The sequence below is a fragment of the Croceicoccus bisphenolivorans genome, assembly GCF_001634625.1.
GTDB lineage: Bacteria > Pseudomonadota > Alphaproteobacteria > Sphingomonadales > Sphingomonadaceae > Croceicoccus > Croceicoccus bisphenolivorans.
On sequence record NZ_LRSE01000004.1, the window covers coordinates 87620 to 114585 of the forward strand.

The following is a 26966-nucleotide window of genomic DNA, read 5'->3' on the forward strand; positions in this document are numbered from 1 at the left end:
CCCCAGCGGCCTTTAGACTGACAGGAAACGAACCGAACCATGTGTGGCATCGCCGGGCTGTGGAGCCCCCACTACGACGACAAGACGCAGGCCCATACCGAGGCCATGGCCGACCGCATGGTTCATCGCGGGCCGGACGGGCGCGGTTTCCTGCACGATCCGGAAAACGGCCTCGCCATGATCCACACGCGCCTGTCGATCATCGGACTGGACAGCGGGACGCAGCCAATCCACGGGCGCGAGGATGACGGGACGGCGCACCTGAAGCTGACGGTCAACGGCGAGTTCTACGACTACAAACGCATTCGCGGCATTCTTCGGACCGACGGGTACTGGTTCAACACGCGATCGGATTCCGAGATCGCGATGAAGCTTTACGACAAGCACGGGCTGGATTTCGTCCACCACCTGCGCGGCGAGTTCGCGTTCGCGCTGTTCGATGAAAAGAAGCAGCAGCTGATCATCGTGCGCGACCGTTTCGGCATTCGCCCGCTCTATTTCCACAAGGGTGAGAAGGGCTTCTTCTGGGGCAGCGAGATCAAGGCGATGCTCGCCCACCCCGATGTGCCGCGCACCGTCTGCCCCAAGGCGCAGCTGCACCAGATGATGCAGGTGATGGTGCCGGGCATGACCCTGTTCGAGGACATCCACGCGCTGAAGCCCGGCCATATGCTGATCGTCAGCCGGAAAGGCGACGATTACGAGGTGGAAGAGCGCCGCTACTGGGACGCGGAGTTCCCGCTGGAAGGCGAGCACGACGACCTGCCCGATGAAGAGCATATCGAGAACGTGCGCCGCGCGCTGGTGGAATCGATCACCCTTCGGCTGGAGGCCGACGTGCCGGTCGCCTGCTATCTTTCGGGCGGGATCGACAGCTGTTCGATCCTCGGCATGGCCGCCGCGATCCAGCAGTCGCCGGTGAAGGCCTTCACCATCAGCTTCGACGACGATCGGTACGACGAGGCGCACATCGCGACAGAGATGGCCGAGATGGTCGGCGCGGATCAGGACATCCTGAAGATCAAGGCCGTCGATCTCTACGGCGAGAATTTCGAGAAGGCGGTCTATTACTCCGAACGCACGTTCTACAACACGCTGGGCGTCGCTAAGATGCTGATGAGCGAGCACGTGCGAAAGGTTGGCTACAAGGTGGTCATCACGGGCGAAGGCAGCGACGAGCTGTTCGGCGGCTATGCCCAGTTCAAGGCCGACTACTTCCTGCACGATCCCGCTTATGCCGAAACCGCGGCGGGCGAGGACATGAAGAAGCGCAATGCGATCTTCTCCGGTTCGGTGCTGGCCGAAAAGCAGATCAGCCACCCCGCGTTCGAGGAAGTCATGGGCTTCACGCCCAGCTGGATCCAGCCGTGGATGCTGGTGCTCGAACGGGTGAAGCCGCTGCTGTCGGACGAGTTCAAGGCCAAGCTGGGCGACTACGATCCGGTGGCGGCCATCGCCTACAGTCTCGATCGCGAGATGCTCGACGGGCGTCACGTGCTCGACAAGGTCCAGTATTCGTGGATCAAGACGATGCTGGAAGGCCAGATTCTCAACTGGGGCGGCGACCGTGTCGACATGGCGAACTCCCTCGAAAGCCGCCCGGCCTTCCTTGACCACCACGTTGCCGAACTGGCCCTGCGCATCCCGCCCCATGTCCGTATCCGCGACGGTATCGAGAAGTGGGTCGTGCGCGAGGCGATGAAGCACGTCCTTCCCGAAGTGCTGTACAAGCGCGAGAAGTTCGCGTTCATGGCCCCGCCTGCGCATACCGATAAGGAAAAGACGGCCGAGATCGACAAACTGATCGAAAAGTGGCTGTCGAGCGCTGAGATCGCGGAGCACGGCATTTTCGACGAGGCCAAGCTGCGCGCCTCGATCGAGGATTACCGCAAGAGCGACGACCATGCGCAGAATACGCGCAAGGACATCATCCTGAACCACGCCATCGCGCTGCATGCGATCGACGAGCTGATCGAGGGGTGATCGCTCGCGTTCAGCGTCGAAAATCGACGTTGGATCGTCCGATTATCGTATGAAATGCAACAATTTCCTGCCATCTTTCCAATCAGGGAAAGGGGTTGGAAATGGATATTCTTGCGCCACACAACACGCCGTTCGCGGTGGCGTTGGCGTTTCTTATATTGCTGCTCGTCGTTCAACTGGTCGGACTGGGCGATTTCGGGCCTGATTTCGATGGTGACGTCGATGTCGAAGGGGCTCACGCCGCCGATGTAGTTGGTGGACTTGCCAGCATCGTCGGGCTGGACAGGCTGCCGCTCGTGGCCTGGCTCGCGCTGTTCTGCGCCTTCTTCGGGCTGCTCGGCCTGTCGCTACAGGAATTGCTCGACGCTCTGCTCGGCGCGCCGCTGCCGGCTGCAGGTGCGGCGGCCATCGGGTTCGTCGTCGGCTTGCCGGTGACGGCGCTGCTCGCACGGCCTCTGGGCCGGATCTGGCCGCATGACGAAACGACGGCCGTGTCGGTCGATGAGCTGCTCGGCCGGCGCGGTACCATCTCGATCGGCACCGCGCGGCGCGGCAGTCCTGCGCGCGCGCAAGTCACCGACCGGTTCGGTCAGGCGCACAACGTGATGGTCGAACCGCACGAGGACGCATCCGAATTCATCGAGGGCGACGAGGTCATGCTCGTCCGCCGCGACGAACAGCTTTTCTTTGCCATCGGCGGTTCCGAACCGTTCCGGCTGACGTATTAAAGGGGGTACGCACATGGATCAGTTGATCACGATTGCCATCTACGCGGGCACGGTTCTCGCCGTCCTGCTCATCATCGCTTTCACCATCACCCGGCTCTATCGCCGCGCGACCAAGCAGGTTGGCTTCGTCCGCACCGGTTTCGGGGGCGAGAAGGTCGTGATGAACGGCGGCGCGCTGGTTCTGCCCGTACTGCACGAAACGATGCCGGTGAACATGAACACGGTGCGCCTCGCGGTCGAACGCAAGAACCAGGACGCGCTGATCACGCTTGACCGTCTGCGCATCGACGTGAAGGCCGAATTCTACGTCCGCGTCCGGCCCGATGCCAACGCCATCGCCATGGCCGCGCAGACGCTGGGCGAGCGCACCATGCATCCCGAGGCGCTGAAGGACCTTGTCGAAGGCAAGTTCGTGGATGCGCTGCGCTCTGTCGCTGCTGGGATGACGATGAACGAACTGCACGAACAGCGCGCCGACTTTGTCCAGAAGGTGCAGCAGGTGTCGTCGAATGACCTTGCGATGAATGGGCTTGAACTGGAATCGGTCTCGCTCACCGGTCTCGACCAGACGAGCATCGAGCATTTCAACGCCAACAACGCCTTTGACGCCGAGGGTCTGACCAAGCTGACCGAGCAGATCGAGGCGCGCAAGAAGCTTCGCAACGATATCGAACAGGACACCCGCGTCCAGATGGAGACCAAGAATCTGGAGGCGGCGCAGCGTTCTTTCGAGATCGGGCGCGATCAGGAATATGCCCGGCTTGAGCAGGAGCGCGAGGTCGAAGTGCGCCGCGCGGGTCAGGCCGCGGAAATCGCGCGCGAACAGGCAGAGCGCAACCGCGAGGCCGATGCCGCGCGGATCGAGGCGAAGAAGCAGGTCGATGCCCAGCAGATCGAGGCTGACCGCCTTGTCGAGGAAGCTCGCATCGACCAGCAGCGCGCTCTCGAGATCGCGCGTCAGGAACAGCAGATCGCGGTCCAGAACAAGAGCCGCGAGGAAAGCCAGGCCAAGGCCGATGCCGATGAGGCCCGTGCTAAGGCGGTGGCTGCCGAGGAATCGGTCGTCACCAGCCGCGAGACCGAAGTGGCAGAGCGTGACAAGCGTATCCAGCTGATCGAGGCGGCCAAGATTGCCGAACGCGACGCGATCAAGGTGAAGGTCGAGGCCGAGGCCGAGCGCGACGCCGCCCGCAACCGCGCCGAAGCCGCGCGTCTTGAAGCAGAGGGTGAGGCCGAGGCCGAGAAGCTTCGCGCCGAAGCCGATCGCGTCCGCTTCGAAGTCGAGGCTGCCGGTCAGCGCGCGGTGAACGAGGCTGCGAACATCCTGTCCAACAGCCAGGTTTCGCTGCAGACCAAGCTCGCGCTGCTCAAGGTCCTGCCAGACCTCGTACGTGAAAGCGCGAAGCCGCTGGAAGCGATCGATTCGATCAAGATCGTGCAGGTCGACGGCATCACCGGTGCCCGCGGCACCGACGGCAAGCCGGTCGCGGCAGGTCCGGGCGGCGGCAACCTCGCCAGCGATGCGTTGAGTGCGGCGCTATCCTATCGCGCGCAGGCGCCGGTCATAGACGGGTTGATGAAGGAACTCGGCCTCGACGGCGGTTCGCTGGAAGGGCTGGCCAAGGCTGGTGTCGTGAGCGACGTTTCGAAGAGAGCGCCGGTTTCGGAGCCCGAAAAGACCGAACTGGACATCGATGATGCCGAGGAAGCCGAAGCCTCCTGACGCGATGTCTGGCAGCAGTCATGCAGGGGCGGCGATGACGACGGAGGTGCTGCGCCGCCTCATCTTGCACTACGAACGGCTGACTTGCAGGCAGATCGTGGATTTGGCCGCCGGTGTGTGATCGACTGAAACGGGGCCGCGTGCCTCACTCAATCCGCCTCGCGGATCGTTACACGCTGGGCTGAGGCCGGAAAACCTTCGAACAGCGCGGCGGCGAGGCGGTTGGCGATTGTAGCTTCGTTCCAGTTCTCGTCTTCGTCGCGGCTGGCCAGCATGGCGCGGCCTTCCCACAGGACCGGCCCGTCGACGCGTTCGCGGATGCGCAGTTCCATGCGGGTCGAGAGCAGGGCCTTCTTCGGATCGCTGAGGTCGACCGCGACGGCCATGCCCATCATCGAGCCGCGGTTGGAGACGCCGACGGTCATCTCGCCGCTGACCGGTTTCTTCTTCGCTTCCGCCGGGGTCAGGACATCGCGGATTACGCGGACTTCGAGTACTTGCGAGCCTTCGTCAGCAGGTGACATCGTGTCATATCCGGCGCGCACGAGTTGATCGACCAGCGCGGCCTCGACAATGGCGGCGGTCATCGCATCGTCGTTGCCGCCGGGCAGAGAGACGATGCGCATGGTGCCATGGCCAAGCGCCTCTGCGTGGTCGGCAACGAACCTCTCTGCTTCGACTCGTCCTTCGCGCGGGTCAGGTCCGCTGCGGGCGTCGCGCTCGAGGCGGCTTCCGTAAGAGTTGCCGGGCGGGGGACCCCATCCGCCGGGCTGCGCAAAGGCAGGCACGGACATGGCTGAAAAGATAATCAGGAAAAGGGGAAGCAGGGCACGGGTCGCCATCGATTACACCTGTCGCAAAGGTGTCCCGACCCCCTTGCCGATGGGTTAGGCGCGATTTCCTGTCTGCCGCATTAACCGGCGGGGCTTGTTTTTGTATCAGGCGAGTACCTGTTCCACCGCCAGTTCCATCACCGCTTCCAGCAGCAACTGGCAGCCGCGCTCGATGTCCGACCAGTGCGTCCATTCGTCGGGCGCGTGGCTGACGCCGCCGACGGAGGGTACGAAGAACATCGCTGCCTTGGCGTGGTTGCAGAAGAACTGCACGTCATGCCCAGCGCCAGACGGCATGATCTTGTATGACAGGTCCAGCGCCTTGGCCTTGTCTTCCAGCAGGGCCATCAACTCGGCATCGCAATAGGCAGGCTTCAGCCAGCTCATCTGTTCATACTCGAAGCGCAGCTTGTGCCGCCGCGCGATCGAGGAGAGCACGCGCTCGCAAGCCTCGGCCAGTGCTTCCATCACGCCTTCGTCCAGGTCGCGGCCGACGATGGTGAAATCGACTTCGCCGGGGACGGTGTGCGGGAAACCCGGCTTGCAGGCGACATGGCCGATGGTGATGCGGCTCTTGTCCGTGCCGTGTTCGTCGATGATCCGGCTGATCTCGTGCGCGAAGTCGGCCATGCCCATCAGCGCGTCGGCCCGCATGTTCATCGGCGCGGTGCCGGCGTGGTCTGCCTTGCCGATCAGGCGGCAGTTCCACTTGAAGACACCCGAAATCCCCTCGACGATGCCGATCGTCGTTTTTTCCATGTCCAGCACCGGCCCCTGTTCGACGTGGATTTCAAGGAAGGCATGGATCTCGTCCGGGCGGCGATAGGCGTGAAGCGCATCATAAGGTTCCAGTCCGGCCTGCTTCATCGCGTCCTTCAGCGCGAAGCCGTGTTCGTCCTTGGCCGTGTCCAGCCATTCGCGGGTCAGTTTGCCGGTCATCGCCTGCGCGCCCAGCATGCCGCCGAACCGGCCCTCCTCCTCGCTCGTCCCGATGACCTCAATCGGGAAAGCCGGTTCGATGCCCGATTCGCGCATGGCGCGCACGACCTCAAGGCCCGCAACGACGCCCAGCACACCGTCGAAAATGCCGCCGGCGGGCACGGAATCGAGATGCGATGCAATCATGATCGCCGGCTTGTCGTCCGGTCCCCAGCGTCCGATGACATTGCCCGCCCCGTCCAGCCGGTGGGTCATGCCCAGTTCGGCGAACCGGTCGCGCAGCCACTGGCGGGCGGCCATGTCCTCTTCACTGAAGCCCTGGCGATATACGCCGCGATCGGCCTCGTTGAAGCCGAATTGCGCGATGGCGTTGATATCCCGCTCGATACGTCCGATGTCGATCTGGGGCACGGTTTCTCCTGCTGTTATCTCGCCAGGGAACATAGGCTTTCATGGCACGGGGGCAAGCGCGGGCCCGTCGTGGCCGGTGCCCAGCCCGCCGCGTTGCCATGCCTCTTATCGACCCAAGGTATAATTGGCGCGCGTTGGCTGGGAGAGCATTGTCCTTCTCGAACGTCTTTGGCGAGAGGAGGAATTCAAGATGCTGGAACAGGCGCTCAGCAAGTTCAGCGGTCAGTCGCTTATCCGCGACCGTTTCGACAACTTCATCGGCGGCAAGTGGGTCGCACCCGTGAAGGGGCAGTACTTCGACAACATTTCGCCGGTGACCGGCAAGCCCGTGTGCCAAGTGGCCCGCGGCACGGCCGAGGACATCGAGCTGGCGCTGGATGCCGCGCACAAGGCGAAGGATGCATGGGGCCGTACCTCGACCACCGAGCGTGCGAACATCCTCAACAAGATCGCGCAGCGCATGGAGGACAACCTCGACATGCTGGCGCTGGTGGAAACCATCGACAACGGCAAGCCGATCCGCGAAACGACCGCGGCGGACCTTCCGCTGGGTGTCGACCACTTCCGCTATTTCGCAGGCTGCCTGCGGGCGCAGGAAGGCTCGATTTCTGAAATCGACCACGACACCGTGGCCTATCACTTCCACGAACCGCTGGGTGTCGTCGGCCAGATCATCCCGTGGAACTTCCCGCTGCTGATGGCCGTGTGGAAGCTGGCACCGGCGCTCGCTGCGGGTAACTGCATCGTGCTGAAGCCTGCCGAACAGACCCCGATGTCGATCATGGTGTTGATGGAACTGATCGGCGACCTGCTGCCCGAAGGCGTGCTCAACGTCGTCAACGGCTTTGGCGTCGAGGCGGGTAAGCCGCTGGCATCGAACAAGCGGATCGCGAAGATCGCCTTTACCGGCGAGACGACGACCGGTCGCCTGATCATGCAGTATGCTTCGGAAAACCTGATCCCCTGCACGCTGGAACTGGGCGGCAAGAGCCCGAACATCTTCTTCGCCGACGTGATGCGCGAAGACGACGACTATCTGGACAAGGCGCTCGAAGGTTTTGCCATGTTCGGCCTGAACTCGGGCGAGGTTTGTACCTGCCCCAGCCGCGCGCTGGTGCATGAATCGATCTACGACGCGTTCATGGAAAAAGCGATCGCCCGAGTGAATGCGATGAAGCTGGGCAGCCCGCTCGACCCCTCGACGATGGTCGGCGCGCAGGCTTCGAACGACCAGCTCGAAAAGATCCTTTCGTACATCGGCATCGGCAAGGACGAAGGCGCCAACGTGCTGGCCGGCGGCGGTCGCTTCATGCAGGAAGGCGAACTGGCCGAGGGATATTACGTGCAGCCGACGGTGCTCGAAGGGCACAACAAGATGCGCGTGTTCCAGGAAGAGATCTTCGGCCCGGTTCTTGCCGTGACCAAGTTCTCGTCCGACGAGGAAGCGCTCTCGATCGCCAACGACACGCTCTATGGCCTGGGCGCCGGGGTGTGGAGCCGCGATGCCAACACCTGCTATCGCTTTGGTCGCGCCGTCCAGGCGGGCCGCGTGTGGACCAACTGCTATCACCTCTATCCGGCGCATGCCGCGTTCGGCGGGTACAAGCAGTCAGGCATCGGCCGCGAAAACCACAAGATGATGCTCGAACACTACCAGCAGACGAAGAACATGCTGGTCAGCTACAGCCCGAAGGCTCTCGGCTTCTTCTGATGCCGGAAGCGGGGCACCGCTCCTCCCACCTCGGCACCTGCTTCGGCACGTATCGAGGCCATCCCTGGCCGGGGCAGGTGAAAGCCTGCCCCGGCCTTGGCGCGTCTGCGCTGCGCGGTGTAGGATCGGGGGCATGAACGTGATCGCCGCCCCCGCCCGCATCCTCGCCACACCGGAGGCGGAGGAATGGATATGGAAGCTGACCGGGATGCACGGCCCGCTGATGTTCCACCAGTCGGGCGGTTGCTGCGATGGCAGCGCGCCGATGTGTTTCCCGCGCGGCGAGTTCCGTGTCGGCGGGCAGGATATCCTGCTCGGTACGCTGGTCGCAGACACGCCGGTCTGGATCGGCGCAGCGCAGTTCGAATACTGGCGCCACACGCAAGTCACCATCGATGTCGTGCCCGGACGCGGATCGGGCATGAGCCTTGAGGCACCCGAAGGCGTGCGCTTTATCGTGCGCAGCCGCGTTTTCACCGACGAGGAGGTCGAGGCCCTGAATGCCACGGGGCAACCCGTGCGCGGCAGTGATCTGGCCGGTTGAAGCCGGCTTTCGGGATATTCATGACACACTTGGCCGCCAATGGCTGACTTGCTAGGATCGCGGAACAGGACAAGACTTGCGGCGCAGGCCTTCACGGCTCGTGATCGCGGGCAGCCGAAGGAGAGGTGCGTTGGAAGCAATCCATGCGCAAGTTGGCAGCGATGTGCGGGGCGGCGATCTCGTCGTCGTATCGACCCATGCCAGCGATCCGGCCATGGCGGTCGGAGAGATCGCCGCAGCGGTGGGCACGGTTCCGCTTGCGGGCGGGCTCGTATTCTGTTCCCATCGGTACGAGCGAGAGGCACTGGCTGCCGCGCTGGCCGAACGGTTGCCCGATGTCCTGTTATTCGGCTGCACCAGCGCGGGCGAGGTCGGTTCGCTCGGCTATGACAACGACAGCATCGTTTTCGTCGGCTTTCCCCGTTCCGTGTTCGACCTGTCGCTCGTTTCGTTCAGCGATCTCGATCGTTTCGATCCGGAGGAGGCCCGCAAGTCGGTGCGCCAGTTCGCGGCAAAGGCGCGCGGGAAAGCGCAGGACGATCTTGGCGAGAACCTGTCCCACGTCGCGATCTTCCTTGTCGACGGGCTCTCCCACAGAGAGGAACTGCTGACGATGACGGCGCAGGAAGCGCTGGGCGATGTCGACCTGATCGGCGGATCGAGCGGTGATGGCCTGGCCTTCCGCGAAACCGGTGTATTCTTCGACGGGAAGTTCCGGCGCGATGCGGCGGTTATCGGCCTCCTGTCCTCGTCCCGCCCGATCGAGGTGTTTTCGACCAATTACTACGAACCGGGCGCGCAGCGCATGGTTATTACAGAGGCCGATGCAGAGACGCGCACGGTGTTCGAGATCAATGCCGCGCCTGCGGCGGAGGAATATCTGCGGCTGATCGGCGATCCGGGTGCGGAACTGGACCTGACCTATTTCGCCACCCATCCGCTGATGGTGCGCACCGGTGGCGCCTATCACGTCCGCTCCATCCAGTCGGTGAACCCGGACGGCAGCCTTACGTTTTATTGCGCGATCGATCGCGGCGTCGTGCTGACCATTGGCGAAGCGAAGAACAGGATGGCGGAAATGCGGGGCATGTTCGACAAGGTCCGCCGCAAGTTGGGTGAGGTCGACCATGTCATCGCCTTCGATTGCGTATTGAACCGCATCGACAGCGATAGCAGGCAGCTGGGGCGCGAGATCGCCGAACTGTACGACAAGGCGCGCGTAGTCGGCTTCAACACTTATGGCGAGCAGTTCCGGTCGGCGCATGTGAACCAGACCTTCACCGGACTGGCGGTGGGACGCTGATGTTGAAGGCAGTGCCCGATAGCCCGGCGACAGCCAGCGATCCGCGCGATGCGGAGCTGGAGGTGCTGCGTGAGCGGGTGCGCAGGCTGGAAAAGATCAACGAGGCGCTGATCGACCGGGTCGAGCGGTCGAGCGACATGGATGGTTCCTATTCCATGTTCGAAAAGGCCATCGCGCTGGAGACGATGGTGCGTGACCGCACCGCCGAACTGGAAGCGGCGCTGGAGAAGCTGGCCGACACCAATGTCCGGTTGACCGCCGCGCACGAGGACGCCGATGCCGCGCGGGCGCGTCTGCGCGATGCGGTGGAAAGCCTGTCCGACGGGTTCGCCATCTTCGATGCCAGCGACCGGCTGATCATGTTCAACCGCGCATTTCTGAAGATATGGCCGGAGTTCGAAGGCGGGGTGGACGAGACCACCACCTTCACCGACCTTGCCGAACGCCTCGCCCGGAGCGGACGCACCGTGGGCTCGCAACTCGCACCCGAACGATGGGTGCGCGAAAGGGTCGCTCGCCATCGGGAGGCATCGGGTGCCCATGTCCAGCTCCTTACCGACGGACGCTGGCTGCAGATCAACGAGTTGCGCACCAGCGAAGGCGGCACTGTCGGCATTTATACCGACATCACCTCGGTAAAGGCGGAGGATGCGCGGCAGCGCGCGCGCGAACTGGCCAGCCGCAACCTTGCGCTGCAGGCATCGCTCGATACCCTGTCCGAAGGGGCTTGCCTGTTCGACAACGAACGCCGCCTGATCGCGTGGAACGAACCGCTGGTCAGGATGCTGGGCATCACCAACAACCTGCACGAGGCGCTGGGCACGCACGAGCGGCTGAATGACTGGTGCATTAAGCAGCGCGGGCTGGATCAGGCCCATGCCATCGAATGGCGCAGCGGCAAGGGGCCGCGCATCAGCACCGATTGTATGCTGGATGGGCGCAACTTCGTGATCCGCTCCGTCGCGCTGTCGGGCGGGGGCATGGCCTACGCCTTCGACGACGTGACCGACCGCATCCGTTTCCAGCGCAGCCTGACCGAACAGGCTGAAACCCTGGAACGGCGGGTGGAGGAACGCACCGCCGAACTCAGCGAAGTGAACCGCCAGCTGGTCGAGGCGAAGAACGATGCCGAACAGGCCAATCGTTCCAAGACCAGCTTCATCGCGGCGGCCAGCCACGACCTGCTGCAACCGCTGAACGCCGCGCGCCTGTTCGTTTCGGCGCTGGCCGAACGGCGGCTGGCGGCCACCAACCGCGGCCTTGTCCGGCAAAGCGCGGTGGCGCTCGATTCGGTGGAGGAGCTGCTGGAAGCGCTGCTGGAGATATCCCGCCTTGATGCGGGCGCGATCCAGCCGGAGGTGCAGCCGCTGGCGCTGGACCGGATATTATCGGCCCTGCGGATCGAGTTTGCGCCGCTGGCCCGCAAGGACGGGCTGCGTTTTGAAATTCCGGAGACCGGCATCTGGGTGAAAAGCGACGTGCGCCTGCTGCGCCGCATCCTGCAGAACTTCGTGTCCAATGCCATCCGATACACCGATAGCGGCAGCGTGAAAGTCACGGCCGGCGTCGATGGCGATGTTGTCTCGATCTCCGTCTCCGACACGGGCGCAGGCATCGCCCCTGAAAAGCAGGAGGAAATCTTCGAGGAATTCCGCCGCCTGAGAAAAACGCAAAAGACGCCGGGCAAGGGGCTAGGCCTTGCCATCGTGCGTCGGGCCGGTGTGATGCTGGGGCACGATATCTCGCTGGAATCGCAAGTCGACGAAGGTTCGACTTTCACGATCCGCGTACCGCGTGCCGATCCGGTTGCCCTGCGCGAGGAATGCGGCATGGCGACGGGGCGGACGGCGAGTGCGGCGGGCGGCACGGTCACTGTCGTCGACAACGACCTGCAGGTGCAGCAGGGGATGCGCGTGCTGCTGGAAAACTGGGGGCTGGAAGTCGTCACCGGCAGCCACCCCGACGATCCGCAAGTGGTGAACAGCGTGAAGGACGGCACGGCCCTGCTTATCGCCGACTATCACCTGGACGACGGGCTGACCGGAGACCGGGCCATCGCCCGGCTGCGCAAATGCACCGATGCGCCATTACCGGCAATCGTCATCACCGCGGACCGCACCGACGAAGTGAAGCAGAGCCTTGCCGCGCAGGAGCTGCCGGTGCTGACCAAGCCGGTGAAGCCTGCCCAGCTGCGCGCTTTCCTGAGGAAACTGGATCTCACCGGTTAGGCACTGGAAAACTGGGTGACAAAGGTGACACCCTGTCACCCCGCATGAACGGGCCGAACCGCGCAGGAATGCGGGGCCGGAAGACTCGCGACGTCAGGTGACACATTGCCCTTGCCACGGGGCCTGAAACGGACGGTTTGAAAGAGCCGTGCACATCGTGATGCCCGGCCATGGTGTAGGAAAATCATTTCGCCACCTAACGGCATTTTTCATGGCTTCGGCACCGGACTGCCGCAATCCCGCCCGATTCCATGGTTAACGCAAAGCTGCCCGAATTCCTGCCCTGGCAGATGAACGGCCTCATGCGTTTTGCAACGGTTCGTCGCACCCCGCGCTCCTGCCACCCCCGTTCCGGCCGGTTCGGGGGCCTGTGTTCATGTATCAGCAAGGCGCTTCCCAACACCCATGACGGCGAGTTGGCGGACCGGTCTTGGAAACACAGTCACCGGCCTGCCGAACCATTTCAATGCGGGGCATTCATGCCCCTGCAGCCGGAGATGTCGCCATCGGGGGAGGCGGCTGCCTGAAATATCGCCATCCGGCGGTACCGGCTGTCTGCGACACGAAGGAGTAACCGAATGAAGTTCATGTCGAAGAGCGCCGCGTCCATGGTGGCGATGGCCATGATGGCCGCACCCGTTGCCGGCAGCATTGCCCATGCGCAGGGCAGCCAGGACAACGTCTATGCCACCGTTTACGGCCAGACCGGGATTCCGGCCGACGCCGTGTTCACCGATGGCCCCGACATCGACGGCGTGATCTCCGCCCGCAGCGGCGACCGGATGATGGTGACGACGGAAGATGGCAACCGCACGGTCATCACCATTGACGACAATACGCAGATCAAGGCGACCGGCGGTTTCCTTGGCCTGAACAAAAGCACCCAGCCGGCAACGTCGCTGATGAACGGCATGCCCGTTTCGGTCGAGACGAAGATGTGGAACGGCAAGTACGTCGCCAGCAAGATCGACATGAAGTCGAAGGACCTGAAGATCGCGTCGATGATCCACAACGGCACCGACCAGCGCTTCACGTCCAACGAACAGGCGACCGAAGCGCTGAAGGGCCGCATGGGCGACCTTGACCAGTACAACATCAAGGCCACGACGAACGTGAACTTCGCCGTGAACAAGTACGGCCTGACCGAAGAAGCCAAGGACGACCTGTGCGCCACCGCCAACACGGCCGAAGGCATGGACAATGCCCTGCTGCTCGTCGTCGGATATACCGATGCCGACGGTCCGCAGGAATATAACCAGATCCTGAGCGAAAAACGCGCGGCAAGCGTGGTGAACTACCTGCAGCAGGCCTGCGGCTGGAAGCCCTATCGCATGCTGACCCCGACCGGCATGGCCGAAGCCGATCCGGTTGCGGACAACGAAAGCGAATACGGCAAGGCGCAGAACCGCCGCGTCGCGGTCAACGTCCTCGTCAGCAAGGCTGTCGACGGCCTGTAAGATCGGGCTTTGCAAGAAATGTTCGGGCCGGGGCAGCATCGCGCTGCTCCGGCACCGTTCTTGAGAGAAGGCGCGGGTTTTACGGCCCGCGTCTTTTTTCATGCATGGATCGGATAGGGGCGATCAGTCGCTGAAACCGACGCGGTTGGCCAGGATCACGGCCTGCGTGCGGGAAAAGACGTTCATCTTCTGCAGGATGGCCGACACGTGGGCCTTCACCGTCGTCATCGAAACACTCAGTTCGTGGGCGATCTGCTTGTTGAGCAGGCCCGCGACGAGATAGCCCAGAACGATGCGTTGCTGCGGGGTCAGGCTGTCGATCCGGTTGCGGATATCCTCGTCTTCCTTCAGCCGGGCATCGTCATCGGCATTCGTTTCGATGTCGGGCAGGTAGATTTCGCCCGACAGCACCTGGCACAGCGCATCGACGATGGCTTCGCGCTTCAGCGATTTCGGCACGAAGCCCGCTGCACCCGCGGCCAGCGCGTCGCGCATGATGACGGGATCGGTCACCCCGGTCACCATCACCACGGGCGTACTGGGGAAATCGGCGCGAAGCTGTTTCAGGCCGGAAAGGCGGTTCACGTCGGGAATGTTGAGATCGAGCAGGACGAGATCGACCTCGTCCGCCTTTTGCAGTTCGTCCAGCGCCTGTTCGAAACTGTCGGCCTCGATAATCTCGCAATTCGCGAAACTGACCTCGAGAATGGTGCGAAGCCCGTCGCGGACCAGCGAATGATCATCGACGATCAGGACGCGTTCGGGTGCCGGCACGTCGTTCATGCTCGTTCTCGCCAAGGCAGTTGTCAGCATATGCATAGCTGGTTGGTGGCGGCCCGTCACGTTCCGGGGAACGTATGGGGAAAATGCGTGACGGGCCACCACGGTACTCTTATTCGCTGTAGAGCTTGAACACCCAGAGCGATCCGCCCTGGCTGATTTCCTTGAAGGTCTTCGCGACCTCCCCGCCCCACAGCGGAACCGCGCCGCCCCAGCCGGACATGACCGCGACGTACTGTTCGCCGCCGTCTTCCCATGTCACGGGTGAGCCGACGACGCCCGAACCGGTCTGGAACTTCCAAAGCTCCTGCCCCGTCTTGGCATCGAAGGCCTTCAGGTAGCCTTCGGGCGTGCCGGTGAAGACGAGATTGCCGCCCGTCGTCAGCACGCCGCCCCACAGCGGGGCCGCGTTCTTGTATTCCCAGACGATCTTGCCGGTCTTGGGGTCCATCGCGCGCAGGGCGCCGATGTGATCGTCGGCGATGGGCTTGATGGTGAAGCCAGCGCCCAGATAGGCCGCGCCCTTCTTGTAAGCGATGGGCTCGTTCCAGATGTCCATGCCCCAGTCGTTGGAGGGCACGTAGAACAGGCCGGTATCCTGGCTATAGGCCATCGGCATCCAGTTCTTGCCGCCAAGGAACGACGGGCTGGCAAAGACGGTCGAGCCCTTGCCCGCCGCTTCGGGAGCGCCCGGACGGTTCGCCGCGACATAGTTGGGGCGGCCCGTCTTGGGATTGATCCCGTCGGCCCATGTCGTCTGCATGACGAACTTGTGCGCGCCGATGAACTTCCCGTTCGTGCGGTCAAGCACGTAGAAGTAGCCGTTGCGGTCGGCCTTGGCGCCCAACTGCATCTTCTTGCCCTTGATCGTGGCATCGAAGGGAATGAACTCGTTCACGCCGTCGAAGTCCCAGCCGTCGTGCGGAGTGGTCTGGTAGTGCCACTTGATCTGGCCGGTATCGGCATCGATCGCCACGGTGGAGCTGGTATAGAGGTTGTCGCCGGGGCGCAGGTGGCTGTTCCACGGCGCCGGGTTGCCGGTGCCGAAATAGACGAGGTTGGTGCCCGGATCGTACGTGCCGCCAAGCCATGTCGCGCCGCCGCCGGTCTTCCACAGGTCGCCCTGCCAGGTGGCGTTGGTCTTGCCGGTGATGCCGTTGTCGGCCCCGCGCAGCGTGCCCATGTGGCCTTCGATGGTCGGTCGGTTCCAGATCAGTTCGCCGGTGTTGACGTCGCGGGCCTGCACGGCGCCGACAATGCCGAATTCACCGCCCGAGTTGCCGGTGATGACCATGTCCTTGACGATGATCGGAGCGGCGGTGGCGGAATAGCCGGCCTTGTAGTCGCCGATTTCCTTGTTCCACACGACTTTGCCGGTTTCGCGGTTGAGCGCGACGAGATGCGCGTCCAGCGTGGCGAAGATGATCTTGTCGCCGTGGATCGCCGCGCCGCGGTTGACCACGTCGCAGCAGGGCATGATGCCATCGGGCAGGCGGGCGTTGTATTCCCACTTTTTCTCGCCGGTCTTCGCATCGAATGCGAAGAGGCGGGAGTACGAGCCGGTGACATAGATCGTACCGTCGTAAACGATCGGCTGCGCTTCCTGTCCGCGCTGCTTTTCCCCGCCGAGCGATGCCGCATAGACGGGCACCAGCCGCTTGACGGTCTGCGTGTTCACCTTGTCCAGCTTCGAATAACGCTGCTGCCACGGGCCCATGCCGTAGGACAGCACGTCGCCGGTGGATTCCGCGTCGTTCATGATGTCGGCCATCGATGGACCGGTATGGTTGTCCGCCTGCGCGGGCATGCCCATGGTTGCGCACGAAGCCGCGAGCGTCACGGCCAGAGTTTTGAAACGCCCCTTCATCCTTCCCTCCTTCGTCAGACCGAAGTCATTATCGCGAACGCGGATTGCGCCCGTTTTTCCGTTGGTAATGCACCGAGAGTAGGCCGACCCCCGCAACCGGCAATTGCACCTTAGAACGAGGAACGTTGCTGCCTGATCACCCCGCCGGCGCAACGGCGGCAGCCGGGCGCCATTGCACGCCATGCTGCGCAAAAATCTGCGCCATGCGCCCGTCGGCCATCATCGCGTCCATCTCTTCCTCGATGGCAAAACCGAGGGAACGGCTCTTTTCGTCCACCGCGATGCCCACGTCCCAGCCGGGCGACAGCATCGCGGGCAGTGGTCCCTTGCGCCGCTTGCCGGCATCGCCGGGCGCGTTGGCCAGTGCCGCCTCGATCTGCGCGTCGGTGGCGACGGCAAGGTCCGCTTCGCCCGACTTCACCGCCGCGACCGCATCGTATCCGGTTGTGTAATGGGTAACGCTGGGCCGCAGGATGCCGCCGAAATTCCCGATAAGGTAGAAATCGGGAATCGAATCGATCTCGGCCGCCAGCTTCTTGCCGCGAAACTCTGTCGGCACGCCCTCGCACGCGCTCATCCCGTCGCCGCAGGCCGCGCCGAAGCCTTCGCGGTAATAGGGGGCAAGAATTGCAACCTGGTCTTGCTGCGCAGCAAAATCGCGGTCGAACGGCACGTGAAACATCACGTCGCACTTGCGGAAACCGAGCAGTCCGCCGCGCCAGACGACGTTGCGCAGGTCGTCCGAAACTTCCTCGTCGGCGGGGAACAGCGCAAGGTCGGTCCTCACGCCGAATTTTTCGGCCACCGCGCGGGCGATATCGGCATCGATGCCGTGCACCTTGCCGCCTTCTTCCCACGACCATGGCCGGTTGTTGTCGTAAAGGCCAACGCGCAGCACGCCCAGTTCGCGCACGTTGGCAAGCGGCGCGGCGGAAGGGAAACGTGGCAGGGCCAGCGCTCCCGCCGATGCTGCGAGACCGCCGATGAAGGCCCTGCGCCCGTAAGCCATCGGCCTATTCGTCCGTGTACTGCGTTTCGAGCCAGCTGCGGATTGCCCAGCCAGCCTTCTGGCCAAGCACTTCGCCGAACGGCGGCATATAGACCTTGCCGTCGTGACTCGATCCATGCTGGTAACGCTCGATGAACCATTCATCGCCTGACTGGCCGAGTTCGAGGTAGCGCAGGTCCGGCGCTATGCCGCCCGAAATGGCCTGAAGCCCGTGGCAGCGTGCGCAGTTCTGGTTGTACGCGGAAGCGCCGATCTCGATCGCCTTCTCGTTACCGGAATAGGGGTTTTGCTCCAGCCATTCTTCCCCGACGTCGGGGAGGGCAGAGGTGTCGACGGCCTGGGGAGTCACGTCGCCGTGTGCCATGAGCTGGGTGGTTGCAAGCCCGGCAAGGGCCATCGCGCTGGCGGCAAGCGCCAGCCTGCTGGTCAGTTTCGACATATCAGTGCATCCTCATCTACGACCCAGGGGGCCAGCATTCCAACAAGCCCCCTTGCTTGCCTTCATAGATAGCGACCGATGCTGCGCGGACCCATTGAACCTTGGTACAATATTGCCGCTGGCAAGGGCGCAGGTAGACCTAGACCCATGAAAAACCGTCATCTCCTTGCCTCTGCGGCAATCGCGTTTGGCCTGCTGCTTGCGCCCGCGGCGCATGGGGCGACGGCCTATGTCAGCAACGAACGGTCGAACGATGTTACGGTCGTCGATCTCGACACGCGGCAGGTGATCGCGACATGGGATGTGGGCCGGCGGCCGCGCGGCATCACGCTGACGCGCGATGGCAAATACGTGCTGATCTGCGCCAGCCTGGACAACGCGGTCGAGATTCGCGACGCGAAAACCGGCGCGCTGGTCGCGACGCTGCCGTCGGGCAACGATCCCGAACAGTTCTTCGTCTCTCAGGACGGGACGCTCTTGTTCATCGCCAACGAGGACGATGCCGCGACAACTGCGGTTAACCTCGAAACCCGGCGCGTCGCATGGCAAGTCGAAGTGGGCGAAGAGCCGGAAGGCATCGCGCAAAGCCCCGACGGCAAGTGGCTGTTGGTGACGAGCGAGGAGGACAATACCGTCGCCTGGATCGACCTTGCCACGCGCGAGGTGGTGGAAGAGATGGAGACGGATTATCGCCCCCGCCATGTCGAGTTCACGCCCGACGGTTCGCAAGTTTGGATCGCTGCGGAAGTGGCGGGCACGGTCCACGTCGTCGACGTCGCGAGCCGCGAGATCGTGGAGACGCTATCCTTCGCGCCGCCCGGGGCCCCTGCCTATAAAGTGCTGCCTTGCGGCATCCGCTTTACATCCGACGGGAAGACGGCGGTGATCGCGCTGGGCCGGTCGGACAATATCGCCGTGGTCGATGTGCCTTCGCGCAAGGTGCGCGGCTATGTCGCCAGCCGGGGGCGGCCATGGCACCTTGCCATTACAGACGATGACAGCACCGCGATCGTGGCCAACGGTACGGATGATGAAATCGCCTTCGTCGACATTGCCACGATGAAAGTCACCGGCAAGGTGCCCGGCGGCAAGGGGCCCTGGGGCGTCGCCATCGCACATTGATTCCGTGGCCATGTTGCGCCTCGTGCTGCGCAACATGGCGGGTCCGGCGGCGGCATTGGCCCAAAGTACGAGAACCAAAGTCCAATATCCGCAAACGTTGGTGCGCAGCATCCTTTCCCGCAGTCGCCAGAGGATCGAACCCGGCGACGACAAAAGAAAGGAAGGGGGAGACCGATGATCTCCAGGATCATGTTGCGCGGCGCGACCGCTGCCATTGCCATTGCCTTGACGACAGCGCCCGCCTACGCGGGGTCGAGCGAGAGCCTGTTGAAGCGGCTTCACGAAAAAGGCATCCTGACGGACGAGGAATATCAGGCCCTGCTGGCCGAGGAAGCGAAGGAAGCGGTGGCCACGCCCGCGCCTGCACAGGCAGCGGTTCCCGCCAGTTTCGACCCCGACAAGATGGTGAAGATGACCGATAGCGGCATCGGCCTGCAGGTCGGCCCGGCCACCATCAGGTTTTCCGGTTCCGTCAACGGCTTCTACGTTCACGACGATCCGCAGACGCCGGGTGCGAACACCGACGTCGCCGGCGGCATCGTCAACGTCGCCGACACCGGATCGAGCGCGATCCGCAACGGCCTTCTGCCCGGCTTCCTCGTGGTCAACGTGTCCACGCAGCAGGCCGGATGGGATGTCGGCGCGACATTCGGCATGTATCCCGGCATCAACTCGAACTCGTGGGTCGGGCTTGGCGCGAACAGCCCCGGCCAGCCCAAGGGCCTGACGACGGCGGGCATCGATTTCCGCCAGACCTTCATGACCTTCGGGCGCAAGGGCGTGGGCACGTTCAAGATCGGCCGCGACATCGGCCTGTTCGGTTCCGACGCGATCCTGAACGACATCACCTTGCTGTCCAGCGGCCCTACCGGCGGCAACGTTGCGCCGTCGAACACCACGCTGGGCCGCATCGGTTCGGGCTATATCTACACCGACTTCCAGCCGCAGATCACCTATACCACGCCCAGCTTCGGCGGGGTGCAGGCAAGTGTTGGCGTGTTCCAGCCGCTGACGTCGCTGACGCTGGGCGTTACCGAAACGCAGAAGGCCCCCGGCTTTCAGGGCAAGATCACGTATGACGGCAGCTTCGGCGGGGTGACGACGCACCTGTGGACCAGCGCGATCAGCCAGAAGCATGACATGGTGACCGGCGATTCCTACACCGGCAAGGGCATCGACGCGGGCGCCAAGCTCTCTGTCGGGCCGCTGACCGCCGTCGGCTACTGGTACACCGCCAGCGGCCTTGGCACGACGGCACTGGGCCTGCTGGATGCCGACAGTTCGGGCAATACCCGCGACAGCGACGGTTTCTACCTGCAGGCGATGGCGACCTTCGGCAAGATCTCGGTTGGCGGCAGCTATGGCGAAAGCCGGCTGGACTTTGCCAACGATGCCGATGCGGTGGCGATCCCCAACCTTGTCGACACCAATTCCAGCTGGGTCGGGCAGGTTCGTTACGGCCTGACGCCGTGGGTGACGCTGATCGGCGAATACATCCGCACGAAATCCGAAGCGCATGACGACAACAAGGCCGAAAGCGATGCGATCGCCCTTGGGGGTATCATGTTCTTCTGACGTTTCCCCAGAGGATTACATCCTCTATCCCCACGTCGGCGGCCACGGTCAGCGTGGCCGCCGAATGTGTTTCCGGAACACCAGAACAAGACAAGCAGGGATGATGATGCCACGTCGCCAATCGATACTCGCCGCGCTGGCCGCCTCGGCCGCACTTGTCGCCCCTTCCGCCTTCGCGCAGGATGCAGGCGATGACGATGGCGGCACCGTGCGTTTCGGCGAACCCATCTTCGTGGATGGCAAAGGCCTGCCCGAAACGCCGGCGACGGAGGCCTATGACGTTACCGTGCTGGAGCGGGAGGACCTGATCGCCACCGGATCGGGCCGGATAGAGGATGCCCTGTCCAACATCGCCGGTTTCCAGCAGTTCCGCCGGTCGGACAGCCGTTCTTCCAACCCCTCTGCACAGGGCGCGACATTGCGGGCGCTGGGCGGCAATGCAAGCAGCCGCGCGCTCGTCCTGCTGGACGGGGTGCCGATGTCCGATCCGTTCTTCGGCTACATCCCGTTCAGCGCCATCGCGCCCGAACGGCTGGCCAGTGCGCGGGTCACGCGCGGCGGCGGTTCCGGCCCGTTTGGTGCGGGCGCGCTGGCGGGCACGATCGAACTGACCAGCGCCGGATACGAACAGCTGGCAGGGGTTTCGGGGCAGGGCCTTGTCAACGATCGCGGAGAGACGGAGCTTTCCGCCACGCTGGGGCAAAAGCTGGGTGCTGGTTACGTCCTTGCATCGGGCCGCTGGGATCACGGCAAGGGTTTCTACACGACGCCGGTCGACCAGCGCGTCGATGCCACGGCGCGGGCGCGTTACGACAGCTGGTCGGGGCAGGTGCGCGGGGTTGCCCCCCTGTCGGCCACGGTCGAGATGCAGGCCAATGTCCTGATCTTCGACGATAATCGTACGCTGCGTTTCGAAGGGGCCGATTCGTCGAGTAAGGGGCAGGATGCCAGTCTGCGTTTCGTGGGGCGCGGCGACTGGGCGTTTGACCTTCTCGGCTATGTGCAGGCGCGCAATTTCACCAATGTGGTCATCAGTTCCACCCGCTTCGTGCCCGTGCTGGACCAGCGCAACACGCCGTCAACCGGCATCGGCGGCAAGTTCGAACTGCGCCCGCCAGTGGGCGATGCCCATACGCTGCGGCTGGGCGCGGACTGGCGCATGTCCGATGGCGAGCTTTACGAAACGGCGATCTTCACATCGGGCGCGATCAACGAACGCCGCAATGCGGGCGGCACGACCAGCGATCTGGGCCTCTATGTGGAGGATGATTATACCGTTGGCGCGCTGACGCTGACGGCGGGTGCGCGCGCGGACCGCTATGTCATTCGCGACGGTTTCTACAAGACGACCGATGCTGCCGGAAACACGAAGCAGGATATCCGTTACGACGACCGGTCGGGCTGGAAGGGATCGTTTCGCGGCGGCGCGGTGTTCGACATCGGCGACATCGCGCAATTGCGCGCGGCAGCCTATACCGGCCTGCGCCTGCCGACGCTGAACGAGCTTTATCGCGGTTTCGTCGTCTTTCCGGTGACGACACAGGCCAATGCGGATCTCGTCCCAGAAAAGCTGGAAGGGTACGAGGCGGGTATCGACCTGACGCCGGGCGAGGGCGTGCGGTTGTCGCTGACGGCTTTCGACAACAAGGTGAAGAACGCGGTCGCCAACGTCACCATCGTGAAGGATTCGCTGCGCCAGCGGCAGAACATCGATTCGATCCGCGCCAAGGGTATCGAATTTTCGGCGGGGATCGATCGCGGCATCGTCAGCCTGAACGGTTCGCTGGCCTATACCGATGCCACCGCCCACGATTCGGTGCCGCGTCCCGATGATACCAGCTTCGACGGCAACCGCCCGGCGCAGACGCCCAAGTGGGTGGCGGGCGCGACGCTGGCGGTGAAACCGGCCGATGGCTGGCTGCTCTCGACAACGGTTCGTTATGTCGGCAAACAGTTCGAAGACGACCTGGAAGAGAACTCCATGCCATCCGCAACCACGTTCGATGCCTATGCCCGCGTTCCGCTGACCCAAGGCATCTCGTTCGTCCTGCGCGGGGAAAACCTCACCGACGAGGAAATCGTGACCCGCAACCAGGGCGGTTCGATCGATTTCGGCGCGCCGCGCACAGTCTGGGCGGGGATCGGCTTCAACTTGTGAGACCGACATCTTGAACACGAGTATCGCGCGTTACAACACCGTTGCCCGCGCCCTTCACTGGACCATCGCGGTTCTTTTGATCGGCAATATCGTAGGGGGCTTGCTGCACGAACCGCTGGAAGACGTGGTCCAGATCATGCCGGTGCACAAGGCCATCGGCATGACGGTGCTGGCCCTGTCGCTGGCGCGGCTGGCGTGGCGGATCGTTTCGCGCACGCCGCCGCTTCCCGCGCATATGCCGAAATGGGAAGTGGGCGCGGCCCATGCGACCCACACGCTGCTCTATGTGCTGATGATCGGCCTGCCGCTCAGTGGCTGGATATTTTCTTCGGCGGGCAAGTACCCGCTGAACTGGTTCGGCCTGTTCGACATTCCGAAATTCGCGATCACGAAGGAAAACCCGCTGGTCGGCATCGCGCACGAAGGGCACGAGGTGATGGCCTTCATCGCCATTGCGTTGATCGTCCTGCACATCGGCGCGGCGCTGCGGCATCACTTCGTGCTGAAGGACACGGTGCTGCGCCGGATGCTCTAATCGATGCGCGGCAGCAGCTGCGCTTCCAGTTTCGGGTAATAGTGCGAAACGCTGCGCTGCAATTCGTAGCGCGCGACTTTCAGGTCTGCGAAACGGGTGGGGATGGCCATCGCGCCAGCCTCGGTCATGTCCTTGCCGGTCAGCACCGCATCGTGCAGCGAATCGTGCAGCCATGTCAGCCAGTCGCGGGTCTGCGCGATGGACGTGCCATCGCTATCGGGCGGGCCGTGGCCCGGCACCAGCAGCTTGTGCGCAATGCCCTCCAGCCGGTCCAGCGCGGTTAGCCAGCGGGCGATGTCGGCATGTGGCGTGGCCGGAGCGCGATCGTGGAACAGCAGGTCGCCGCCGATCAGCGTGCCGGTAGCCTTGTCGAGGATGACGAGATCGCCGTTGCTGTGCCCGTCCATCGCGTAAATTTCGAAGCTGCGCCCGCCGAACGTCGCTTCGCCCGGCGCAACGTCTCCTTGCGGTATGGCTACGTGGGTGCCCGCCATCCAGTCCGCCAGCATCCGGTACATCGCGTCGGAAAAGCCGCTGCCCTCGCTTTCCAGATCGTGGCGGGTGGCGGGAAGGGCGTGGACGATCGCCGGATCGAACGCGCCCGCGCCGAAGGAATGGTCGGGGTGGAGGTGCGTGATGTAGACCCGCGCGACATCCATGCCGGTCACGTTGCGCGACAGGGCGGCAAGCGCCTTGCCATATGCGAGCGAAGGGCCGGGATCGATCAGCACCGTGCCCGTATCGGTTGCGATCAGCACCGCGTTGGCGATCGCGCCGCCGTTGGTGAAATCAATGGCCTCGTCCGCGCCGCGCACCAGCCAGACGCCATCTGCGATCAGGCTTGCCTGCGGGTGATAGCCGGATGCGAAAATCTCGCCACGGGCGATGGCGGGAAGCAATGTTCCGCCCGCCAGCGTGGCGGCGATCATATGGCGGCGGCTGGCGATCATGGTTTCGGATTTGACCCGCTTGCCGGTGCGATCCGCCCTGAAAATTCCAGCCCGCCGGTATCGCGCGCGGCAATGCTGACGGGGCCGCCTTTGCCTTCGACTTCCAGCGTGAAAGCGGGATCTTCGGCCACCGATCCGTAGATCGTCATTGCGGCAAGTTCCTCGCCGTCCGCGTCGCTGATTTGCAGCGTCTCGATGTTGTAGGCCGGAATATTCTCGACAAGGCCGGTGTCCATCGGGTGGCGGAAACCGAAGCGCAGGCGGGTGCCGCTGCTGTCGGCCCATCCGGCGCCGCGCATTTCGCCAAGGTGATCCGCCCAGTCGCCGCGCACCCGGCTGACCGGCGGGGCGGAACAGCCGCCGCCCGCCGCATCGATCCAGCCGCCCGCGACGTGCCATGTGCCGTCGGCCAGTTGCACCGCGGCGCGCACCGGCGTGCGCTGGTCCAGCTTGATGCGCGTGGCAACGAAGGGTGCAGCATGAAGCGGGCGATAGTCGATGGCGACGGGTATGGGGTTGAGATCGGCAAAGACGACGATGCGCTGTACGCCCTCTAGCGCGCGGGCATCGACGGTCACGGGAACGACGTGCTGGTCCTCTGCTATGACCGGCAGGATCACTTTCACCCTGTCGTCGAAGACCACCTTGTCATCGCCGAAAATCTTTGCCCCGTGATAGTCCCACATCGGCGATTGCAACGGATCGGCAGGCAGGGATTCTCGCGCCATTGCGGGCAAGGCGATCAGGGCCATCGCGGGCAGTATGGCGCGGTATATGCGCATGGGACCAAAGCACAATGTAACGAGCGGCTTGTCACGGTCACATTGCACTATAGTCCCACGCCAGAGGTGCGATGTTGACCGAGGGGAGAGATCCAGGATGAGATGCTGGAGCCGCACAATATCGGCCGCGATCTGCGCCCTGTTCATGGCCGCACCGGCTGCCGCGCAGGATTTCGACGCCGATGGTTATCGCGCAGCCAGCTATCGCGCGCCGGTGGACCGCGATCCGCGCCCTGCCGCGCGCCTTGCGCTTCCCGCCGCGCTGTTGTTGCAGCCGGGGCGCGATGCGCTGTTCATCGATGTCCTGCCCGCCATGGGCGGCGTTCGCGATGCATCGACCGGCCAGTGGCGACTGGGCGAGGAGCACCTGACCATTCCGGGCGCTGTCTGGCATCCCGAAGCAGGGCGCAGCGAACCCGATCCCGCGCTGTGGAACGCGCTGGTGGCAGAGGTGGAGCGTGCACGCCGCACCGATCCGCACGTGCCGGTGATCCTGTTCTGTCGCACCGATTGCTGGATGGGCTGGAACGCGGCCCGCAGGCTGGCATCACAAGGGCAGACGAATATCTGGTGGCTGGCCGAAGGGATCGAAGGCTGGCGCAAAAGCAACGAACTGGTGATCGCCGAGCCGGTCATCGTTCCGGAACGGTAGATCGCCGCGTCAAGGAAAGCCCGCCCAAGGAGAACGCACATGGCAAAGCTGATGGTCTATTACCCGCGTCACGAAGGCTGCCGGTTCGACCGCTCCTATTATGAGGGGGCACACATGGCGCTGGTCGCCGAAGCGTGGGGCCCTGCCGGCATGAGCGGTGCCGCGATCGAATGGCCGGTCGACGACCAGCAGCCATTCGCCTGTCTCGTTGCGCTGGACTTCCCGGACCAGGCGGCCATCGACAGTGCGCTGTGCTGTGCCGCCACGCCGGGCGTGCTGGCCGATGTCGCCGTGTTTACCGACATCAAGCCGGGCATTTACCGCACAGCCTGATCCGCGACAGCCGCCATGCGAAAAGGGTCCGGCGGAGAGCGTCCGGACCCTTCTCCCGTCGTCCGGCTGTCCGCAGCCGGAAGAAACGGATCAGCGCAGCGTTTTCAGGTAATCGATCATTTCCTTCCGCTTGGCCGCGTCTTTCAGGCCGGGGAAGCTCATGCGGTTGCCGGGCACCAGCTTGCGCGGATTTTCCAGCCATGCGTCCAGCGTCTCGTCGTTCCATGTCAGGCCCGAATTGGTGAGCGCGTCGGAATAGTTGAAACCGGCGTGAACTCCGGCAGCTTTGCCATAAGTGCCCCACAGGTTCGGGCCGAGCTTGTTCTCGCCGCCCTTTTCAACCGTGTGGCACACCGCGCAGCGCGCGAAAGTGGCCGGCGCCTGGGCCGCGGCAACAGCGACCGGTTCCGGTTTCGGTGCAGGCTTCGGTTCGGCCTTGGGCTCGGCGGCGGCTTCCTTGCTGGCTTCGGGGGTCGGGGTCGCCTCCGGCGTAGCTTCAGCCGCGGGCGTTGCGGTCCCTTCCGGCTCCATCGCCGCGTCTGTCCCGGTTGCCACCGGCTCCGGCGTCGCGCTCGTTTCCTCGGCAGCCGGCTGCTCTGCCTGTTCACCGCCCGAGCAGGCGGCAAGGGCCAGCGCGAGAGCAGGGGTTATCACTGTGGCGTATCGCATCATGTTCCTCTCAAGCCAGTCGATATCTCGAACCGTTACGACCTGCATCGCACATAATCTGCGGCGATCGACATTGCACTTTGGTCCGCCATGACGCTTCTTGCCGAAATATCCGCGATTACAAGGAAAATCCTCCGCGCCGTTGTATTGGCGCGGAGGTTGCCCGGGTGGCGGGAGGGTCGAGGGATGGGTGGAACCCCCGCCAGCTGCGGCTCAGTCGTATCACCGGTTCTTA

23 protein-coding genes are annotated in these 26966 nt (G+C 63.7%); 14 read left to right on the forward strand and 9 right to left on the reverse strand.

The features are described 5' to 3' along the window. Window positions 1-39 precede the first annotated feature (39 nt). The 3 genes from asnB to A7A77_RS05265 all read left to right on the forward strand — a co-directional run bounded on the left by asnB (window position 40) and on the right by A7A77_RS05265 (window position 4434). Window positions 40-1983: an asparagine synthase (glutamine-hydrolyzing) gene (asnB, locus tag A7A77_RS05255; RefSeq protein ID WP_066554797.1), complete on the forward strand. Its 1944-nt coding sequence runs from the start codon at window positions 40-42 to the stop codon at window positions 1981-1983. A 101-nt stretch (window positions 1984-2084) separates the two neighbouring features. Then, window positions 2085-2711, forward strand: coding sequence for an OB-fold-containig protein (locus A7A77_RS05260; protein ID WP_066554800.1), 627 nt, complete (start codon window positions 2085-2087; stop codon window positions 2709-2711). 13 nt (window positions 2712-2724) lie between these two features. Then, window positions 2725-4434, forward strand: a complete 1710-nt coding sequence (locus tag A7A77_RS05265; RefSeq protein WP_066554803.1) for a flotillin family protein — start codon at window positions 2725-2727, stop codon at window positions 4432-4434. 149 nt (window positions 4435-4583) lie between these two features. Here A7A77_RS05265 and A7A77_RS05270 read toward each other — a convergent pair whose 3' ends face one another. Together A7A77_RS05270 and A7A77_RS05275 are read right to left on the reverse strand one after the other, a co-directional pair. Beyond that, complete coding sequence (locus A7A77_RS05270; protein WP_082835932.1) at window positions 4584-5276, reverse strand: hypothetical protein; 693 nt, start codon at window positions 5274-5276, stop codon at window positions 4584-4586. A gap of 96 nt (window positions 5277-5372) precedes the next feature. Next, window positions 5373-6617 carry a Zn-dependent hydrolase gene (locus A7A77_RS05275; RefSeq protein ID WP_156500438.1) on the reverse strand — a complete coding sequence of 415 codons (1245 nt, stop codon included), beginning with the start codon at window positions 6615-6617 and terminating at the stop codon, window positions 5373-5375. Window positions 6618-6807: 190 nt separating this feature from the next. On the opposite strand from A7A77_RS05275, the gene adh reads away from it, so the two are divergent. The 5 genes from adh to A7A77_RS05300 all read left to right on the forward strand — a co-directional run bounded on the left by adh (window position 6808) and on the right by A7A77_RS05300 (window position 13860). Then, window positions 6808-8328: an aldehyde dehydrogenase gene (gene adh, locus A7A77_RS05280; RefSeq protein ID WP_066555443.1), complete on the forward strand. Its 1521-nt coding sequence runs from the start codon at window positions 6808-6810 to the stop codon at window positions 8326-8328. A gap of 133 nt (window positions 8329-8461) precedes the next feature. Then, entirely contained in the window at window positions 8462-8872 is a 411-nt protein-coding gene (locus A7A77_RS05285; protein ID WP_066554809.1) for a DUF779 domain-containing protein, read from the forward strand. A gap of 214 nt (window positions 8873-9086) precedes the next feature. Continuing rightward, window positions 9087-10175 (forward strand): FIST N-terminal domain-containing protein, encoded by a 1089-nt coding sequence (locus tag A7A77_RS05290; protein ID WP_066555444.1) that lies wholly within the window; start codon window positions 9087-9089, stop codon window positions 10173-10175. Then, the gene (locus A7A77_RS05295; protein WP_066554811.1) at window positions 10175-12403 is read left to right on the forward strand and encodes a hybrid sensor histidine kinase/response regulator; all 2229 of its coding nucleotides are present in this window, start codon (window positions 10175-10177) and stop codon (window positions 12401-12403) included. The genes A7A77_RS05290 and A7A77_RS05295 overlap by 1 nt, the downstream gene beginning before the upstream one ends. Before the next feature lie 578 nt (window positions 12404-12981). Beyond that, window positions 12982-13860 (forward strand): OmpA family protein, encoded by an 879-nt coding sequence (locus A7A77_RS05300; protein WP_066554818.1) that lies wholly within the window; start codon window positions 12982-12984, stop codon window positions 13858-13860. Window positions 13861-13983: 123 nt separating this feature from the next. On the opposite strand, the gene A7A77_RS05305 is transcribed toward A7A77_RS05300, so the two are convergent. The 4 genes from A7A77_RS05305 to pedF all read right to left on the reverse strand — a co-directional run bounded on the left by A7A77_RS05305 (window position 13984) and on the right by pedF (window position 17955). Beyond that, the gene (locus A7A77_RS05305) at window positions 13984-14643 is read right to left on the reverse strand and encodes a response regulator (protein WP_245638400.1); all 660 of its coding nucleotides are present in this window, start codon (window positions 14641-14643) and stop codon (window positions 13984-13986) included. A 109-nt stretch (window positions 14644-14752) separates the two neighbouring features. Further along, a complete protein-coding gene (locus A7A77_RS05310) occupies window positions 14753-16507 on the reverse strand; it encodes a methanol/ethanol family PQQ-dependent dehydrogenase (RefSeq protein WP_066554820.1) in 1755 nt (584 codons plus the stop codon). A 136-nt stretch (window positions 16508-16643) separates the two neighbouring features. Further along, window positions 16644-17516 carry a substrate-binding periplasmic protein gene (locus A7A77_RS05315; protein ID WP_066554823.1) on the reverse strand — a complete coding sequence of 291 codons (873 nt, stop codon included), beginning with the start codon at window positions 17514-17516 and terminating at the stop codon, window positions 16644-16646. 4 nt (window positions 17517-17520) lie between these two features. Further along, window positions 17521-17955: a cytochrome c-550 PedF gene (gene pedF, locus A7A77_RS05320; protein WP_066554826.1), complete on the reverse strand. Its 435-nt coding sequence runs from the start codon at window positions 17953-17955 to the stop codon at window positions 17521-17523. 147 nt (window positions 17956-18102) lie between these two features. On the opposite strand from pedF, the gene A7A77_RS05325 reads away from it, so the two are divergent. From A7A77_RS05325 to A7A77_RS05340, 4 genes are all read left to right on the forward strand, one after another. Further along, window positions 18103-19077, forward strand: a complete 975-nt coding sequence (locus A7A77_RS05325) for a PQQ-dependent catabolism-associated beta-propeller protein (RefSeq protein ID WP_066554829.1) — start codon at window positions 18103-18105, stop codon at window positions 19075-19077. A gap of 174 nt (window positions 19078-19251) precedes the next feature. Continuing rightward, entirely contained in the window at window positions 19252-20652 is a 1401-nt protein-coding gene (locus A7A77_RS05330) for a porin (RefSeq protein WP_066554834.1), read from the forward strand. Between the two features lie 103 nt (window positions 20653-20755). Further along, window positions 20756-22810, forward strand: coding sequence for a TonB-dependent receptor (locus A7A77_RS05335; RefSeq protein ID WP_425388543.1), 2055 nt, complete (start codon window positions 20756-20758; stop codon window positions 22808-22810). 22 nt (window positions 22811-22832) lie between these two features. Continuing rightward, the gene (locus A7A77_RS05340) at window positions 22833-23345 is read left to right on the forward strand and encodes a cytochrome b (protein WP_066555448.1); all 513 of its coding nucleotides are present in this window, start codon (window positions 22833-22835) and stop codon (window positions 23343-23345) included. On the opposite strand, the gene A7A77_RS05345 is transcribed toward A7A77_RS05340, so the two are convergent. Both A7A77_RS05345 and A7A77_RS05350 read right to left on the reverse strand, forming a co-directional pair. Further along, window positions 23342-24295, reverse strand: a complete 954-nt coding sequence (locus A7A77_RS05345; protein WP_066554840.1) for a quinoprotein relay system zinc metallohydrolase 1 — start codon at window positions 24293-24295, stop codon at window positions 23342-23344. The two genes, A7A77_RS05340 and A7A77_RS05345, sit on opposite strands and share 4 nt — an antisense overlap. Continuing rightward, window positions 24292-25077: a quinoprotein dehydrogenase-associated SoxYZ-like carrier gene (locus A7A77_RS05350; protein ID WP_066554844.1), complete on the reverse strand. Its 786-nt coding sequence runs from the start codon at window positions 25075-25077 to the stop codon at window positions 24292-24294. The genes A7A77_RS05345 and A7A77_RS05350 overlap by 4 nt, the downstream gene beginning before the upstream one ends. Before the next feature lie 97 nt (window positions 25078-25174). On the opposite strand from A7A77_RS05350, the gene A7A77_RS05355 reads away from it, so the two are divergent. Further along, window positions 25175-25729, forward strand: coding sequence for a rhodanese-like domain-containing protein (locus A7A77_RS05355; RefSeq protein ID WP_066554847.1), 555 nt, complete (start codon window positions 25175-25177; stop codon window positions 25727-25729). 39 nt (window positions 25730-25768) lie between these two features. Continuing rightward, complete coding sequence (locus A7A77_RS05360; RefSeq protein ID WP_066554850.1) at window positions 25769-26062, forward strand: EthD family reductase; 294 nt, start codon at window positions 25769-25771, stop codon at window positions 26060-26062. 90 nt (window positions 26063-26152) lie between these two features. Here the strand turns inward: A7A77_RS05360 and A7A77_RS05365 are convergent, their stop codons facing one another. Then, window positions 26153-26731 (reverse strand): c-type cytochrome, encoded by a 579-nt coding sequence (locus tag A7A77_RS05365; RefSeq protein ID WP_082835949.1) that lies wholly within the window; start codon window positions 26729-26731, stop codon window positions 26153-26155. Between the last annotated feature and the right edge of the window lie 235 nt (window positions 26732-26966).